The sequence below is a fragment of the Bartonella sp. AC158YNML genome (genome assembly GCF_042196725.1).
In the GTDB taxonomy this organism is placed as follows: Bacteria; Pseudomonadota; Alphaproteobacteria; order Rhizobiales; family Rhizobiaceae; genus Bartonella.
The window spans coordinates 44,546-61,130 of record NZ_JBHIQU010000003.1 but is presented as its reverse complement, the minus strand read 5'-3'; the positions used below and the strand labels follow the sequence as shown (position 1 = coordinate 61,130).

Annotated in this window: 13 protein-coding genes; 7 read left to right on the top strand and 6 right to left on the bottom strand. The window is 37.4% G+C overall.

What is annotated here, in order from left to right:
* Positions 1–49: 49 nt before the first annotated feature.
* Together argJ and ACFIM1_RS02550 are read right to left on the bottom strand one after the other, a co-directional pair.
* Positions 50–1,282 carry a bifunctional glutamate N-acetyltransferase/amino-acid acetyltransferase ArgJ gene (argJ, locus tag ACFIM1_RS02555; protein WP_375609179.1) on the bottom strand — a complete coding sequence of 411 codons (1,233 nt, stop codon included), beginning with the start codon at positions 1,280–1,282 and terminating at the stop codon, positions 50–52.
* A gap of 128 nt (positions 1,283–1,410) precedes the next feature.
* Positions 1,411–2,364, bottom strand: coding sequence for a peptidylprolyl isomerase (locus ACFIM1_RS02550; protein ID WP_375609178.1), 954 nt, complete (start codon positions 2,362–2,364; stop codon positions 1,411–1,413).
* A 434-nt stretch (positions 2,365–2,798) separates the two neighbouring features.
* Here ACFIM1_RS02550 and secA point away from each other — a divergent pair, with 434 nt between their 5' ends.
* From secA to prmC, 4 genes are all read left to right on the top strand, one after another.
* Positions 2,799–5,516, top strand: a complete 2,718-nt coding sequence (secA, locus tag ACFIM1_RS02545; protein ID WP_375606772.1) for a preprotein translocase subunit SecA — start codon at positions 2,799–2,801, stop codon at positions 5,514–5,516.
* A gap of 10 nt (positions 5,517–5,526) precedes the next feature.
* Positions 5,527–5,946, top strand: coding sequence for a Fur family transcriptional regulator (locus tag ACFIM1_RS02540; protein ID WP_375606771.1), 420 nt, complete (start codon positions 5,527–5,529; stop codon positions 5,944–5,946).
* 222 nt (positions 5,947–6,168) lie between these two features.
* Complete coding sequence (gene prfA, locus ACFIM1_RS02535) at positions 6,169–7,245, top strand: peptide chain release factor 1 (protein WP_375687473.1); 1,077 nt, start codon at positions 6,169–6,171, stop codon at positions 7,243–7,245.
* The gene (gene prmC / locus ACFIM1_RS02530; RefSeq protein WP_375687471.1) at positions 7,242–8,108 is read left to right on the top strand and encodes a peptide chain release factor N(5)-glutamine methyltransferase; all 867 of its coding nucleotides are present in this window, start codon (positions 7,242–7,244) and stop codon (positions 8,106–8,108) included. The genes prfA and prmC overlap by 4 nt, the downstream gene beginning before the upstream one ends.
* On the opposite strand, the gene nrdF is transcribed toward prmC, so the two are convergent.
* From nrdF to nrdH, 4 genes are read right to left on the bottom strand one after another with little or no spacing between them, the layout of a single operon-like run.
* Complete coding sequence (gene nrdF, locus ACFIM1_RS02525; protein ID WP_273722534.1) at positions 8,105–9,079, bottom strand: class 1b ribonucleoside-diphosphate reductase subunit beta; 975 nt, start codon at positions 9,077–9,079, stop codon at positions 8,105–8,107. The two genes, prmC and nrdF, sit on opposite strands and share 4 nt — an antisense overlap.
* Before the next feature lie 11 nt (positions 9,080–9,090).
* Positions 9,091–11,241 (bottom strand): class 1b ribonucleoside-diphosphate reductase subunit alpha, encoded by a 2,151-nt coding sequence (nrdE, locus tag ACFIM1_RS02520; RefSeq protein WP_375606768.1) that lies wholly within the window; start codon positions 11,239–11,241, stop codon positions 9,091–9,093.
* Positions 11,223–11,621 carry a class Ib ribonucleoside-diphosphate reductase assembly flavoprotein NrdI gene (gene nrdI, locus ACFIM1_RS02515; protein ID WP_375606767.1) on the bottom strand — a complete coding sequence of 133 codons (399 nt, stop codon included), beginning with the start codon at positions 11,619–11,621 and terminating at the stop codon, positions 11,223–11,225. Before nrdI ends, nrdE begins: the two co-directional genes overlap by 19 nt.
* Positions 11,621–11,845: a glutaredoxin-like protein NrdH gene (gene nrdH / locus ACFIM1_RS02510; protein ID WP_005774163.1), complete on the bottom strand. Its 225-nt coding sequence runs from the start codon at positions 11,843–11,845 to the stop codon at positions 11,621–11,623. The genes nrdI and nrdH overlap by 1 nt, the downstream gene beginning before the upstream one ends.
* A 680-nt stretch (positions 11,846–12,525) precedes the next feature.
* On the opposite strand from nrdH, the gene ACFIM1_RS02505 reads away from it, so the two are divergent.
* Genes ACFIM1_RS02505 through ACFIM1_RS02495 form a run of 3 tightly spaced genes read left to right on the top strand, consistent with a single transcriptional unit; the run spans position 12,526 to position 15,079 of the window.
* The gene (locus ACFIM1_RS02505; RefSeq protein WP_375606766.1) at positions 12,526–13,281 is read left to right on the top strand and encodes an ABC transporter ATP-binding protein; all 756 of its coding nucleotides are present in this window, start codon (positions 12,526–12,528) and stop codon (positions 13,279–13,281) included.
* A 3-nt stretch (positions 13,282–13,284) separates the two neighbouring features.
* Complete coding sequence (locus ACFIM1_RS02500; protein WP_375606765.1) at positions 13,285–14,154, top strand: metal ABC transporter permease; 870 nt, start codon at positions 13,285–13,287, stop codon at positions 14,152–14,154.
* Positions 14,155–14,164: 10 nt separating this feature from the next.
* Positions 14,165–15,079, top strand: coding sequence for a metal ABC transporter solute-binding protein, Zn/Mn family (locus ACFIM1_RS02495; protein WP_375606764.1), 915 nt, complete (start codon positions 14,165–14,167; stop codon positions 15,077–15,079).
* The last annotated feature ends 1,506 nt before the right edge of the window (positions 15,080–16,585 follow it).

Below are 16,585 nucleotides of genomic sequence, written 5' to 3'. Positions count from 1 at the left end.
CTTCATTTTTTCTGAAAAATAATAAGCTGTTAAATATAAAATGCATCCGTTAACTTCTATAATTGCTGTTGATCATAACGTACTCTTTTGTTAAATCGCAAGACCAAACTGTCGCTGTACCATTACCCAAACCGATATCAACACGAATTGTGATGTGCTTACCTTGCATATAAGTACCTATTGTCTCTTCACAATACTCAGGATCTCGTTCGCCATTGATCGCCACACGATGCTCACCAAACCAAATCATCAATAGATCACGATCGACTTCAACACCAGCCTTCCCAACGGCCATAACCACCCGTCCCCAATTCGCATCTTCACCGGCAATAGCCGTTTTTACAAGTGGTGAATTTGCAATTGACAAAGCAATCGTTTTTGCAGCATCGTTTGTTGTAGCACCAATTACATTAACCTCAATTAAATGACGAGCACCTTCACCATCACAAACAACTTGTAATGCGAGCTCGTGCAAAAGTGCACTCAAGTGCTTTGAGAACACTTCATAACGCGGATCTGTTTTACATCTAATGCAGGGAAAATGTTCTTTTCCTGTCGCAAACAACATAAGCGTATCTGAAGTTGAGGTATCACTATCAACAGTAATTGAATTAAAAGAACCCTCAACTGCCTCTGATAACATGGATTGGAGTGCATCCGAAGAAATAGTAGCATCACTAACTACAAATGACAGCATTGTCGCCATATCGGGTGCAATCATACCAGCACCCTTTGCAATTCCATTAATGGTAACACACTCTCCCCCACAGTCAAAAGTGCGCGTCGCAAGTTTTGGAAATGTGTCCGTTGTCATTATGGCTTTCGCAGCTTCCAACCAATTTCCCTCTTCTGCTGTCTCTGTCATACCTGGTAAAAGATTGACAATACCTGAGGCATCCATTGGCTCACCAATAACACCTGTGGAAGCTATAAAAACTTCATCTTCTCTAACCTTTAAAGCGTTCGCTGCTGCATATATTATTTCATTCGTTGTGTGCTTTCCTTTGCTTCCTGTAAAAGCATTTGCATTTCCAGAATTTACAACAACAGCTCTAGCAACCCCATGAAGAAGCGATGCGCGACAATGCTCTACAGGAGCAGATGGACATTTAGAACGTGTAAAAACGCCTGCCACACTCGCTGGCTCATCGAATATAATCAAAAGAAGATCTGTACGACCTTTATATTTAATCCCAGCTTCAACTGTTGATATCCGTACACCAGATAATGGAGAAAGCTCCTGGATCTTTTGAGGCGACAAAGGAGAGATTTTCAAAACCACAATATGCTTTCTATAAAAAAATGAAATGATTGCAGATCAATAACCTCTCATAGAAAACTGCTAGATTTTTTGAACAAAACCAACCTAGCAAATTATCTATTAAAGAGGCTATCTACTTATTTTCCTAGCTATTCCGTATCTTCTTCATCGGACGTCTCATCGGGAAGCAGCGTCCCATTTTGATGAAGCGATTCCATGATTTTTGTAACATTAGGATCAGGGTATTTCACATCTATCTTGCTACGTAAATCAACAATCAGTTCTTGATAGCGCTTTTTTATCAGCTGTGTCCGCAACATTTCTTTAACATCATCAAATGCAGGCGGTTGTTTTACACGACGATCCTCTAATTTAATAATATGCCAACCAAAAGGACTTTCAACAGGTTGTTTAGTGTATTCGCCAACTTTTAAACCAAATGCGGCATCTTCAAAAGGCTTGACCATTTGACCATGGCTAAAATAACCAAGATCACCCCCAACGGCAGCAGAACCATCTGTTGAACTTTTCTTTGCAATCTCTTCAAAACTTTCGCCTTTATTTAAATGCTTAATGATAGCTTCTGCTTCTTTTCTCGTTTTGACCAAAATATGACGCGCTTTAACCTCATCCTCCTTAGGTAGAGCAGCAACTTCTTGCTTATAAAGAGCTTCCAAATCAGTATCCGATATTTTGTCAACAATCGTCTGTTTAAAATAAAGCTGTTGAAGAACATTATCACGCATGACTGCCATACGTTTATCGTAAGCTTCTGTCTTATCAAGACCTTTTCTTCTTGCTTCTTTTGCAAGTGCCTGCATATCTAAATAAGCTTTTAGAACCATCATACGACGTTGTTCATCAGGAAAACGTGCTAAATTAGGATTTATTTCAAGTGCTAAATCATCCAATTGACCTGCTGTAATATTTTTCCCATCAATAACTGCCATAACATGAGAAGGAGAAATTGCTTTTTCAGAAGCTTTCTCCAAAGTTTTTAAATCATTCGATGGTGAATTCACACCTTCTTTGGCTTTCACCCCTAAACTTGTACTTGCCAATAAAGTTGATGCTAAAAACAGCGTGATAAAGTTGAATTTCATAAATATACTCCTTAAAAGTGAAGGCAGGTTCAAGATTCCAATTTTCTTTACCATAACACTTTATTCTTTAAATATAGAGAAATAAATTAGTAATTTCATTGTAAAAAATATAAAATCGTTCTTTTATCTCGGTTTCTACAACCCTATCTAATGCAAATGAAAAACATGATCATAGAGAAAAATGATATATTGTATCTTCAATTACTTTGTATTGTATCAGTTAAATAGCATACCTAAAGTTGACATAGCGCGCTTAGCCTCTTATCTCTACGTTACAATTAAAATGGAAAATTGCACACCTGCAAGTATAATGGTACCATCTGCATTTCATTATATCTCTAATGATATCAGAAAACTTAAAGAAAATGTAGAGAATGGGGAAAACGTATGAATTACCCAACAAAAGTGACAATAATTAAAAGAAAGGGCCAGTGATGGTCGGTTTAGGTGTTTTTGCACGTAAATTTTTTGGTTCAGCTCATGAGCGACGCCTCAAAGCACTCCGCCAAAAAGTTGCACAAATTAATGCTTTGGAAGAACAATTCGTAAAATTAAGTGATGAGCAGCTTTACCAAAAAACAGATGCCTTTCGTAAACGTCTTAGTGGAGGTGAAAGTATTGATTTGCTCTTACCAGAAGCTTTCGCAACTGTTCGTGAAGCAGCAAAACGTGTTTATGACATGCGTCCTTTTGACGTACAACTTATTGGTGGAATGGTCCTTCACGACTGCGGCATAGCTGAAATGCGTACTGGTGAAGGTAAAACATTAATGGCAACTCTACCAATTTATCTTAATGCATTGGAAGGTAAAGGCGTTCATGTTGTGACAGTAAACGATTATCTCGCCAGTCGTGATGCTGAAACAATGGGGAAAATTTTTAGTTTTCTAGGGCTTACAACAGGCGTGATTCTTCATGATCTTGATAGTGAAGCCCGCCGAGAGGCATATGCATGCGACATCACCTATGCCACAAATAATGAACTAGGTTTTGACTATTTGCGTGATAATATGGCCTTCGATCATAGTCAAATGGTCCAACGTGGACATCATTACGCAATTGTTGATGAAGTTGATTCGATTCTTATTGATGAAGCCCGTACCCCCCTTATTATTTCTGGTCCTCTAGAAGATCGGACTGACTTCTATAACCTTATTGATACATTTATTCCTGCCTTAACTCCAGAAGACTATGAAATAGACGAAAAACAAAAAACAACGACCTTTACCGAAGTTGGTACTGAAAAAATTGAAAAAATGCTCGAACAAGCTGGGCATCTTAAAGGTGAGAGTCTTTATGACATAGAAAATGTCGCTATCGTTCATCATGTCAATAATGCTCTAAAAGCTCATAAACTGTTTGCTCGCGATAAAGATTATATTGTTCGCAATGATGAGATCGTTATTATTGACGAATTTACAGGGCGAATGATGCCTGGGCGGCGTTATTCTGAAGGACTTCATCAAGCTTTAGAAGCTAAAGAGCATGTTGCTATTCAACCAGAAAACCAGACACTTGCTTCCATCACTTTCCAAAATTACTTCCGTATGTATAGAAAATTATCTGGCATGACTGGAACTGCAACAACAGAAGCCGAAGAATTCAGAAATATTTATGGTCTTGACGTTGTCGAAGTTCCTACAAATTTGCCAATACAACGTATTGATGAAGATGATGAGATTTATCGAACAGCAGAAGAGAAATATCGGGCAATTGTGCGTGATATCCGTCAAGCACACGAAAAAGAACAGCCTATTCTTGTTGGAACAACCTCTATTGAAAAATCAGAACAATTGGCAGAACGTTTGCGAAAAGAAGGCATTACCGATTTTAGAGTCTTAAATGCTCGCTATCACGAACAAGAAGCATATATCATTGCGCAAGCAGGAGTTCCTAGAGCTCTCACCATTGCAACCAACATGGCAGGACGCGGTACGGATATACAACTTGGTGGTAATGTTGAAATGCGCATTCGACAAGAGTTACAGGATATCCCCGAAGGTCCAGAGCGGACAGCTAAAATTGAAGAAATAAAAAAAGATGTCAAGCAACTTAAAGAAAAAGCTTTAGCGGCTGGAGGGCTTTACGTTATCGCTACTGAACGTCATGAAAGCCGTCGTATTGATAACCAGCTTCGTGGACGTTCTGGTCGCCAAGGCGATCCTGGTCGCTCAAAATTCTTTCTCTCTCTTCAAGATGATCTTATGCGTATCTTTGGCTCCAACCGTATGGATGGTATGCTACAAAAACTTGGATTGAAAGAAAATGAAGCTATTATCCATCCATGGATTAATAAAGCCCTTGAAAAAGCACAAAAAAAGGTCGAAGCACGAAACTTTGAAATTCGTAAAAATCTACTAAAATATGATGATGTCATGAATGATCAACGCAAAGTTATTTTTGAACAGCGTATGGAGGTCATGAATGCAGATGATTTATCAGAAATGATCCTTGAAATGCGTAATGAAGTCGTAGAGGATCTCGTAGAGGCTTATATTCCATCAGGGACATATTCTGAAAAATGGGATGCAAAAACTCTCGAAGAAGAGCTTCAACAACTCTTTAATCTTGAGCTTCCAGTGGAAGAATGGGCAAAAGAAGATGGAATTGCCGAGGAGCAAATTCTAGAGCGTGTATCAGATGCTGTTACAAAACTTGAAAATGATCGTACTGAACGATATTCTCCAGAAGTTATGGCTTATTTTCACAAAGCAGTGTTGCTCGAAACTATTGACACGTTATGGCGTGAACATCTGGTAAGTTTAGACCATTTGCGTTCTGTTGTTGGGTTTCGTGGTTATGCGCAGCGGGATCCACTCAATGAATATAAGACAGAATCATTTGAACTCTTTCAAAATATGTTGAAAAATTTGCGCAGAATTGTCACTTCTAAACTTATGCGCTTTGAAATTATTCAACAACCCACAGAACCAACCATGCCTGAGCAAACGGATGCTGTTTCATCCGTCTTTAATGATCAAAGTCAAGAAAATGCTCCAACCTTATGGGCACGATCACAAGAAAATAGATTTGTTAATCCACAAGATCGTGACCCTAACGATATAACCACATGGGGAAAAGTTGGACGTAATGAGCGTTGTCCTTGCGGTTCAGAGAAAAAATACAAACACTGTCATGGAGCCTTTGTTTGAAAAGTAAACTATGCAAATGAATAAAAAGCGAAATTATGAGCAAGAATTGCGCACAGCTGGTTTAAGAGTAACACGTCAACGACGTGTTATTCTTGATATTTTGACGGATACAAATGATCATCCCAATGCATTTGAAATTTTTCAGCGTGCAAACAAAATAGATTCGAATATTTCACTCTCAACGGTTTATCGAACCATGAAAATATTAGAAGGAAATGGAACAATTCATCGCCATAGCTTTAGTGGTGGTCCATCTCGTTTTGAGCAAGCAGATGGGCAACATCATGATCATCTTATTGATATAGAAACAGGACAAGTTATCGAGTTTCATTCTGATGTTATTGAAAAGCTGCAAGAGGAAATTGCAAAATCCCTTGGCTATGATATTATTCATCATCGCCTTGAACTTTACGGAAAAAAAAACTCTTAAAAAAATGATTATATATCATTAGATAAAATACCTCAGGCAAATCAAATTTTATAAAAATTTACCTTTAAAATATAATAGTTTTCATTGGCAAAAAAAAAGAATTGCTTTATTACCTCTTTTTGTATGATGCTATACGGTAATTCATTGCCGATATTATCACAAAAAATCATTGCAAAAAAATATTATAAAAATTGTATTATGAAAAATTAGGCCAATATTATCATGGTTTCTTTGCCACAAGATCGTATGAAACAGCTTGAAAAGCGCTTTGAAATAATTGAAAGCCAAATGACAACAAATCCAAATGCTGAAACATATGTCAAATTAGCTTCTGAATATGCAGAACTACAACCCGTTATTACCTCTATACGCGCATTAAATGCTCTTTACGAAGAGATTACAGAATTAGAAGCGATTATCAACGATAAACAAACAGATATAGAGATGCGTAACCTTGCCCAGGAAGAGCTACCATCGTTATATAAAAAAGGAGAGCAATTTGAAAAAGAACTCCAGATTCTGCTTTTGCCTAAAGATGTTGCTGATGAAAAAAGCGCTATTATTGAAATTCGAGCAGGAACGGGTGGATCAGAAGCAGCACTTTTTTCCGGTGATCTTTTTCGCATGTATGAACGTTATGCCCATGCTCACCATTGGAAAGTAGAAGTTATTTCACTCAGTGAGGGGGAAGTTGGCGGATATAAAGAGATTATTGCTAGCATTTCAGGAAAAGGTGTCTTTTCTAAATTGAAATATGAATCAGGTGTCCATCGTGTGCAACGCATCCCTGAAACAGAGACAGGTGGACGTATTCATACATCTGCTGCTACCGTTGCTGTACTTCCAGAGGCTGAAGATATTGATATTGATATTCGTCCTGAAGATATTCGTATCGACACAATGCGTGCATCTGGAGCAGGAGGACAGCATGTTAATACAACGGATTCAGCTGTTCGTATCACGCATATTCCAACAGGAATTATGGTCGTACAAGCAGAAAAATCACAACATCAAAACCGAGCACGAGCCCTTCAAATTTTACGGGCACGCTTATTCGATATCGAACGACAAAAAGCGGAAAATGAACGTTCAGCTTCCCGTAAGAGCCAAGTTGGTTCTGGTGATCGTTCAGAACGTATTCGTACCTATAATTTTCCACAAGGACGCATCACGGATCACCGTATTAATCTGACCCTGTATAAGCTTGATCGCATATTGGAAGGAGATCTTGATGAGCTTATTCATGCACTCATCTCAGATCACCAAACAGCACTCCTGATGGAAATGGACGATAATTGAACAAATATTCTTTCAAAAATGTCATCCAACAAACTCAAAAAAAATTGCGCATGAAAGGAATTTCTGAAGCCAATCTCGATGCGAAAATACTCATTGAATGGATAACAGGAATAAATGCTGCTGAAAGAATTTCTCAACCAGATATACCTCTATCTTCTGAGCACATTACACAAATAAAACAGGCTGTCCAACGGCGGATTGCAGGCGAACCCGTCTACCGTATTATAGGAGAACGAGAATTTTATGGCATATCCTTCGCTTTGTCTCAAGAGACGTTAGAACCCCGTCCTGATACAGAAACGTTGATAGATCTTGTTCTCCCTTTCCTCAAAAAATATGTCGAAAATTCGAGAAAAATAACACTCCTTGATATGGGGACAGGAAGTGGCGCCATTGCCATTGCCATTCTTAAACACATTCCACAATCCTATGCAGTCGCTGTCGATATTTCTGAAGATGCCCTTAAAACAGCGACAAAAAATGCAAAAAATGCTGAAGTAATACATCGCTTCACACCTCTTCTTAGCGATTGGTTTAATTCTGTCACTGGTCGCTTTGATTTCATTGTTTCCAATCCACCTTATATCCCCGCAAAAGATATCAAAAAACTTGCAAAAGAAGTGCGCTTACATGATCCATTACGCGCTCTTATCGGTGGAAAAGATGGTCTTGATTTTTATCGTAAGCTCGCCCATGAAGCAGCCAACTACTTAAAAGAAAACGGCACTATCGCTGTTGAAATTGGTTACTCTCAAGAAAAAGAAGTTTGCAATTTGTTTGAAACAAATGGCTTTCAATGTTTAGAAATGCGCAAAGACCTCAGTGGAATACCCCGCGCACTTCTATTTGCATGCAAACATTAAAATTCCCAATCATCATCCGTGGTAGCAACCGCCTTGCCAATGACATAAGAAGAACCAGCCCCTGAAAAAAAGTCATGATTTTCGTCAGAGTTTGGTGATAAAGCTGCCAAAATAGCGGGATTAACACGACAAACCTCAGGGGGGAAAAGAGCTTCAAAACCTAAATTCATTAAAGCCTTGTTAGCATTATAATGAAGAAAAATTTTAACATCTTCCGTCAATCCAAGTGCATCATAAAGATCTTCAGTATATTTGCACTCGATGTTATAAAGGTCAAAGAGCAGGTTAAAAGCAAAATCTTTAATTTCTTGTCTTTTGGCTTCATCAAGCTTTGCAAAGCCCAATTGGAATTTATAACCTATATAATAACCGTGAACCGCTTCATCACGAATGATCAGTCGAATGAGATCTGCTGTATTGGTTAACTTAGCGCGACTGGCCCAATACATGGGCAAATAAAAACCAGAATAAAATAAAAAGCTTTCCAGTAAAGTAGAAGCAATTTTTTTCTTGAGTGGATCATTTGCTTCATAACGTTCAAGTACTAATCTAGCCTTTTTCTGCAAATGAATATTTTCTTCCGACCATCTAAATGCATCATCAACTTCTACGGTCGAGCAAAGGGTTGAAAAAATAGAGGAATAAGAACGTGCATGAACCGCTTCCATAAACGCAATATTCGTCAAAACCGCCTCCTCATGCTCTGTTATCGCATCAGCCAGAAGCGAAATGGCTCCTACAGTGTTTTGAATTGTATCTAAAAGCGTTAGTCCTGTAAAAACACGAATCGTTAATTTACGTTCTTCATCCGTTAAGCTTGACCATGAGGGAATGTCATTGGAAAGTGGAACCTTCTCAGGTAACCAAAAATTCCCAGTTAAGCGGTTCCATACTTCAAGATCTTTCTCATCATGTAATCTATTCCAATTAACAGCACACACAACAGGATTTTTGGTTGTAATCTTTGTCATATGATGATCTCCTATAAACTGCACGAAACACAGCCATCTACTTCTGTTCCACTTAATGCTACTTGCCGTAATCGTACATAATAAATACTCTTGATACCCTTTTTCCAAGCATAAATTTGTGCGCGGTTAATATCACGTGTGGTCGCTGTATCGGGAAAAAATAATGTTAATGAAAGACCTTGATCAACATGCTGTGTTGCAACAGCATAGGTATCTATAATTTTTTCAGGCCCAATCTCATAAGCATCTTGGTAAAAATTCAAATTCGTATTATCCATATAAGGAGCGGGATAATAAACGCGCCCAATTTTTCCCTCTTTGCGAATTTCAATTTTTGAAGCAATTGGATGAATAGAAGAAGTGGCATGATTAATATAGGAAATAGATCCCGTGGGTGGAACAGCCTGTAGATTGCGATTATACAACCCATACTCAACAACTAAATCTTTGAGTTCCTGCCAATCATTTTGACTTGGAATAACAATATTGTTCCGTGCAAAAAGCTCTTGTACAAGCGCAAATTGCGGTTTCCATTCTTTTTCAATATATTTTTCGAAAAAACGCCCATCTGCATAAGCTGATTTTTCAAACCCTGCAAATATTTCTTGACGTTCGCGCGCAATTAAATTGGAAGCACGTATGGCGTGATATGTCACAATATAAAAGTAGATATTGGTAAAATCAATCGCTTCTGGAGATCCATAATAAATCTGCTCACGCGCTAGAAACCCATGCAAATTCATTTGTCCCAAACCAATCGCATGACTTTCGGCATTGCCTTTCGCAATGGAAGGTACACAAGCAATATTGCTCATATCCGAAACAGCAGTCAGAGCACGAACAGCAGATTCTACGGTCTGTCCAAAATCAGGACTTTCCATTGCTTTGGCAATATTCATGGATCCAAGATTACAGGATATGTCACTTCCAATCGTGCGATACGTTAAATCTGTCTCCAGTTCACTCGCCTCACTCACCTGCAAAATTTCTGAACATAAATTGCTCATACTTATGCGCCCAGCTATCGGATTCGATCGATTAGCAGTATCCTCAAATAAAATATAGGGATAACCCGACTCGAATTGAATTTCCGCTAGTGTCTGGAAAAAAACGCGTGCACTTATTTTCTTTTTACGAATCTTTGCATTATCAACAAAGGATCGATAATGCTCCGTTAAAGAAATATCGCTAAAGGGTTTACCTGTAACACGCTCGATGTCATACGATGAGAAGAGATACATATCCTCATTATTCCGTGCAAGCTCAAAAGTAATATCAGGAATAACGACACCAAGCGAAAGCGTTTTGATTCTAACTTTTTCATCAGCATTTTCACGCTTTGTATCCAAAAACTTCATAATATCTAAATGATGAGCATGCAAATAAACAGCTCCAGCCCCCTGTCGTGCCCCAAGCTGATTGGCGTAAGAAAAAGAATCTTCCAAGAGTTTCATCACCGGTAAAACACCTGAGGACTGATTTTCTATTTGCTTAATTGGCGCTCCAGCTTCCCGCAAATTGGTCAAACAAAGCGCCACACCTCCACCACGTTTTGAAAGCTGCAAAGCCGAATTAACCGAACGACCTATCGATTCCATATTATCTTCAACACGTAGCAAAAAACACGAAACCAATTCACCACGTTGTTTTTTGCCAGCATTTAGAAATGTCGGCGTTGCTGGTTGAAAACGTCCTGTAATAATTTCATCCACAAAACTTTCCGCAAGAGCTTTATTCCCTTGTGCCAAATATAAAGCTACAAGACAGACGCGATCTTCATAACGTTCAAGATAACGTTTCCCATCAAAAGTCTTCAGTGTATAGCTGGTATAATACTTAAACGCGCCTAAAAAGGTAGGAAAACGAAATTTAAATGCATAAGCACGTTTAAAAAGCTTTTTAATAAAAGAAAAATCATAAAGCTCAAACAAAGCTTTTTCATAATAACCTTCTTCTATTAAGTAATCTATTTTTTCCTTCAGGTTATGAAAAAAAACTGTATTTTGATTAACATGCTGAAGAAAATATTGCCGCGCAGCAAGCCGATCCATATCAAATTGAATATGACCATTTTCATCATAAAGATTAAGCATTGCATTCAACGCATGATAATCAGTAACCTGATCCGATTTCTGCGATTGTCCTATACCAATTGTTTCCAAAATCTTTCCAATCCCTTTTTTACATAGATAACGTCTTCATCAGTTCCACGCAGCTCAAAACGATAAAGGCAAGGGACACAACATTTTTCAGCAATAATTTTACTTGCTAAATTATAATAGCGACCAAAATTACGATTCCCACCGCCAATAACACCACAAATTAATTTTCGGTTCTCAGATTCATTAAGAAACTGGACAACGGCCTTTGGCACGGCCCCTCTTCCTTCGCCATCTGCATATGTAGGAACAACCAATACATAAGGTTCACCAACCAATGCAGAAGGCTTTTTTTTATCAATTTTGAAGAGTCGTTGACCAAGCTGCGAGACAAAATGTTCTGTATTACCCGTTGCACTCGAATAATAAACAATAAGCCCCATTAAGCACAAAGACCACTAATCATATCTGGTCTAAAACCAGACCAATGATTTTCACCACAAACAACGACAGGAACCTGACGATACCCCAGAGATTGAACAAAACTATATGCTTGTTCATCACAGGAAATATCAACAACACGATAATGAATGCCTTTTGCATCAAAAGCGCGGCGTGTAGCATCACATTGGACACAAGATGGTTTACTATAAATAGTGATCGACATTTTCTTCAACTTTCACAATTCCAAATAATCAACCCTGAAAGGTCAATCTAATAATTTTATAGGTACTCAAGAATAACAAAAAACAGAAATTGTAAGCAAAACATGTGGTTATTTTCAAATAATACACAGCTTCTTAAACATAACAGAATTCCTCATCAAATAACTTCAAAAACTATGATGAGAATAAGCGATTATTCTACAACTTAAATGGCAAAGCCCCCTAGTTATAAAACAATCTTTTGCTTGCATTACAATTCCCTCCTGCTGTCTAAAAAACTAACGTTCTAAACCACCGTTTTTCAAGAGCTCTGTTTACTCTTTTACGGCAAAAATCAATTACAAAAACGAAAGGGAATCCTTCCAAAAGAGACTCTTCAGTAAAAATACTGCTATACCTTTGGCCAATAAACTCTTTACAATAATGGAAATAACTTAGATACCAAACGAAACACACTAACACCCTCTCTTGTGCTTATTTAGAATCACCAATCATTTTGATACTATATATAGTATATACTCTCTCTCTTTCGTCAAGGTGAATTCAATTATTATTTTTAATTTTCCACGATCTTCCCACTAAAATTTTCAGTACTCAAAACTATGTAATAATATAACATTTTGTTGACAAACGTTATATTATTACATAGTTTCCAAAATAATAAGCAACGATGGTAAAAAATATGGATCTGCACTTCAATAAGACAACATTAGGCTATAGGAATAGAATAGCAATAAAGAACTTTTCAGCAAAGTTAAAAGCTGGTTCATTGGTTGCAATAACAGGTGATAATGGCGCTGGAAAATCGACACTGCTAAAAGCCATCGCCGGATTGATTAAACCCCTTAAAGGAAAAATTACAAAACCAAAAAAAAGCCGCATTGCTTATCTTGCTCAGCAATGTCATGTAGATCAAACATTTCCAATTGATGTGAAAACGCTTATCAAAACAGGGTTATGGTCCTTTTGTGGATTATGGAAAAACCAACGCCCTTATGATTCTAAGATTCAGAATGCGCTTGAAATGGTTGGACTCTCAGCACTTGCCACCCGTTCTCTTGAAACATTATCAGGTGGGCAATTACAACGCGCTCTTTTTGCACGTATCATTGTACAAGATGCCAATATTATTTTGCTTGATGAACCTTTCAATGGTGTAGATCATAATACCCAAAAAGACCTTCTTGCACTGATCACATACTGGCAACAGCAAGGACGCACAATTCTCACAGCACTCCATAACCCTCTCATCGTGCAAGAATTTTTTCCCCAAATGATTCAAATTGATCAACAAAACGCCTTTTATGGAGAAACAACACAGTTTTTAAACAACACCCTTCATCACGTTATGCCACCTCTCACATCCAATTCTTTCCCTATTAGCGCACAACAAAAACAAAATCTTCTCATTAATGATCCTCTCTTTCTTAGGTTATAAGACGTGTATGCATTTTTTCTTGCCCCCTTTGTTGATTTCCAATTTATGCAAAACGCTCTTATCGGCTCTATTCTCCTCTCTATTAGTGCTTGTCCTGTTGGTGTGTTTTTGATGCTCCGTGGAATGAGTTTGACAGGAGATGCTATCTCTCATGCCATTCTTCCTGGTGTTGCAACTGCTTTTCTCATTTGCGGCTTCTCCCTTATATCTATGACACTTGGTGGTATTTTTGCTGGCATTATTGTTGCTTTAGCAACCATTTTGATTTCACGAAACAGCTTTCAGAAAGAAGATGCATCCATGACCGTCTTTTATCTTATTGCACTCGCGGCAGGTGTTATTATTATCTCACTGAAAGACTCAACTATTGAGCTGCTTCATCTCTTATTCGGATCGGTTCTTGCACTTGATGCACAAGCCCTTTGGTTAATCACTACTATAATGCTGATTACACTATGCAGCCTTTGTATTTTTTGGCGTGCACTCGTTTTAGAAAGCTTTGACCCCCTCTTTTTTAAATCACTCTCTCCATTGAGTAAATATATTCATATTTCATTGCTTGGACTTGTGGTGCTGAATCTAGTTGGAGGCTTTCAATCACTAGGAACATTACTTTCCGTTGGCATTATGATGATTCCAGCCATTACAGCCCGTTTTTGGTTTTCACGGCTAGGCCCTATTTGCGCGCTTTCCACTCTTTTTGGAATCATTTCTAGCGTAGGTGGTCTCCTGCTTTCTTTTCATCTTTCACTTCCATCCGGCCCTGCTATCATCATTACCGCAGGATTTATTTATCTTGTTTCCTGTTTGATAAGTCCACGTGGCTTTATTGTAGCATGGTTTCCCCACCTCTTTTATACCTCCTCACTTTAAGGAAAAAAACGTGCCTAAATTTGCTCAAAAATTTGTTCTTCTTGGAGCTTTATTGCTTGCCCTTTCTCCATTTTCTGCTTCTGCACACAATAAAATCAAAGTTGTTGCGAGCTTTTCCATTCTTGCAGATCTCATAAAAAATGTAGGAGACAACCATATCTCTATGACCACTTTTGTAGGTCCCAATGCGAATACCCACACTTATGAACCTACCCCTCATGATGCTCAAGCTCTTAGAAATGCTCAAATTATTTTCATCAACGGACTTCATTTAGAGGGGTTCATTGACCGCCTTATCACAGCAAGCGGTACAAAAGCACTTCTTGTCAAAGTTAGTGATAATATACCCCCTCTCGAAATGAAAAAACAAGAACATAATGCCCATCATCACAGCGTTATTGACCCACACGCTTGGCAAACAATTCCCAATGTTGAAATCTATGTGAAGAATATTGCTGCTGCTTTTTGTAAAATTGATCCACAATCCTGCACCAGCTACAAAAAAAATGCCGAAACCTACATCCAAAAACTTAAAATAGCACAAGATACCCTGAAAACAAAAATTGCTACCATTCCTAAAGATAAACGTATCATTATCACATCTCATGATGCCTTTGGCTATTTTGCCAAGGAATATGGTTTTACTATCCTTGCTCCTCAAAGTGCTTCAACAGAAACTGAAGCAACCGCAGCCGATGTAGCCAAGCTTATTAAACAAATTAAAGCGAATAAAGCAACGGCCCTATTCGTTGAAAATATCTCTAATCCTCGTCTCATAAAACAGATTGCAAAAGAAACAGGTCTAACAATTGGTGGAACACTTTATTCTGATGCATTGTCAAACAAAAATGGCCCTGCAGCAACTTATCTCGATATGATGGAACATAATGTGAATACCATCATTGATGCTATCACAAAACATTAAGATCTTCTATAAAAGAGATAAAAAAGAGTTCATAAAATCGTAAGTCTATGGTTATGTTACTAATGATGCCCCAACAGCTATAATTGATAACATTGATATGAAATAAAGTTACTTTTACAGAGAAATTTATACTCTATAGATTCTAAGATAGATAAAGTAAGTAGATTTATTGCCTCATGGTGCCCAAACTGTTAGCAGTAGCATTCTATTTTTCAATGCTTCTTTTACAATAACTCTCGACACTTGAAAGATTCATAAGAAGAATTTGGTGTCTCTTTCTTAAAGTATTTTTATCTATCCAACTTCATTTATAACATGTAAGTAGAATTGTGTATGAATAAAAACCACTTGAAGAAAAAATGCCTCTTATGAAGAGTCTCAACACAATAATTGTTGCAATGTTGGAGACTGAAAGAGAGTATGATGATGGCCAAAGCTTGTATTTTTATACGCATAAAGATGGCAATACACAATGGATTTATGTTATACTATTTATAAACGACTGCGTGAAAAAATAGTTTGAACAACCTAGCAAGATATTTTTTTAAAAAAGTGCGTAAATTGGCAACCCAACAGCCTTCTGTTTAGGTATTCTTTTTGTATGAGAGATGCAATTTTATTCAACGAACGTAAAAAAAATGTGTTCGGCAATGCTTAATCGCCATTATGTAAGAGACATTGGCTTAGATGTTTTTGAAAATCGCAATACTAAATTAAAAGATGAGGCTAAAGATAAAATCTATTTTTTATTTGATGCTTTCATATTCTGCCTAAATTAAGCTGTCTCCTCATTTTAGAAATTACACAAAGCAGATAAGCTTATTCTACTTTAGCATATAAAACTGAATACAGCACTGAACCGTCTTCATATTTGTCTCAAACATACTGCTGTATAAAGTTTAGGTTGATTTATAAGCAACAAAAAAGCACGCGCTTTATAAGAAAATAATATCATAAAACCATTAATAGACTGGCAATATATTGAAAAAATATACCAGCTTTTATAAAATGCTTTGCAAAACAATAATATAACTGCCTTTGTCCCTACTGATTCTTATAGGTGTTCGCACCAATCCCTTATGTTATATTCATAAAGATCTGTTTTAGGATGATCTATAGGCAATTTTTAACTCAAGAATATAGAAAGATCGATGAGATGTTACAGATGTGTTTCATCTGCTTTTATCGCTAAAAGTAATGAAAATTCTAAAATAAGCACACCTTCTATCTCTCAGTGATTTTTTGCAACTTATCAGATACCCTTGCTGAGAATTACATAGTGATTTACATGAGAAAAAATAAACTTGCAGCATGCGCGCATAGGTTTCTCTCTAATTTATGTGATTGGTAAAAAAACAAATGCTTCTTATAGGAGCTCTGAAACTATTTTAGATCATATGGCCAGCAGTAAAATAGAATGCGCCTATTCTCGTAGAGACTATTTAGAACAGCGTCGTATTTTATGGATCAAATGGACTTTTTATGTTAGGGATCAAAGCTCAGATA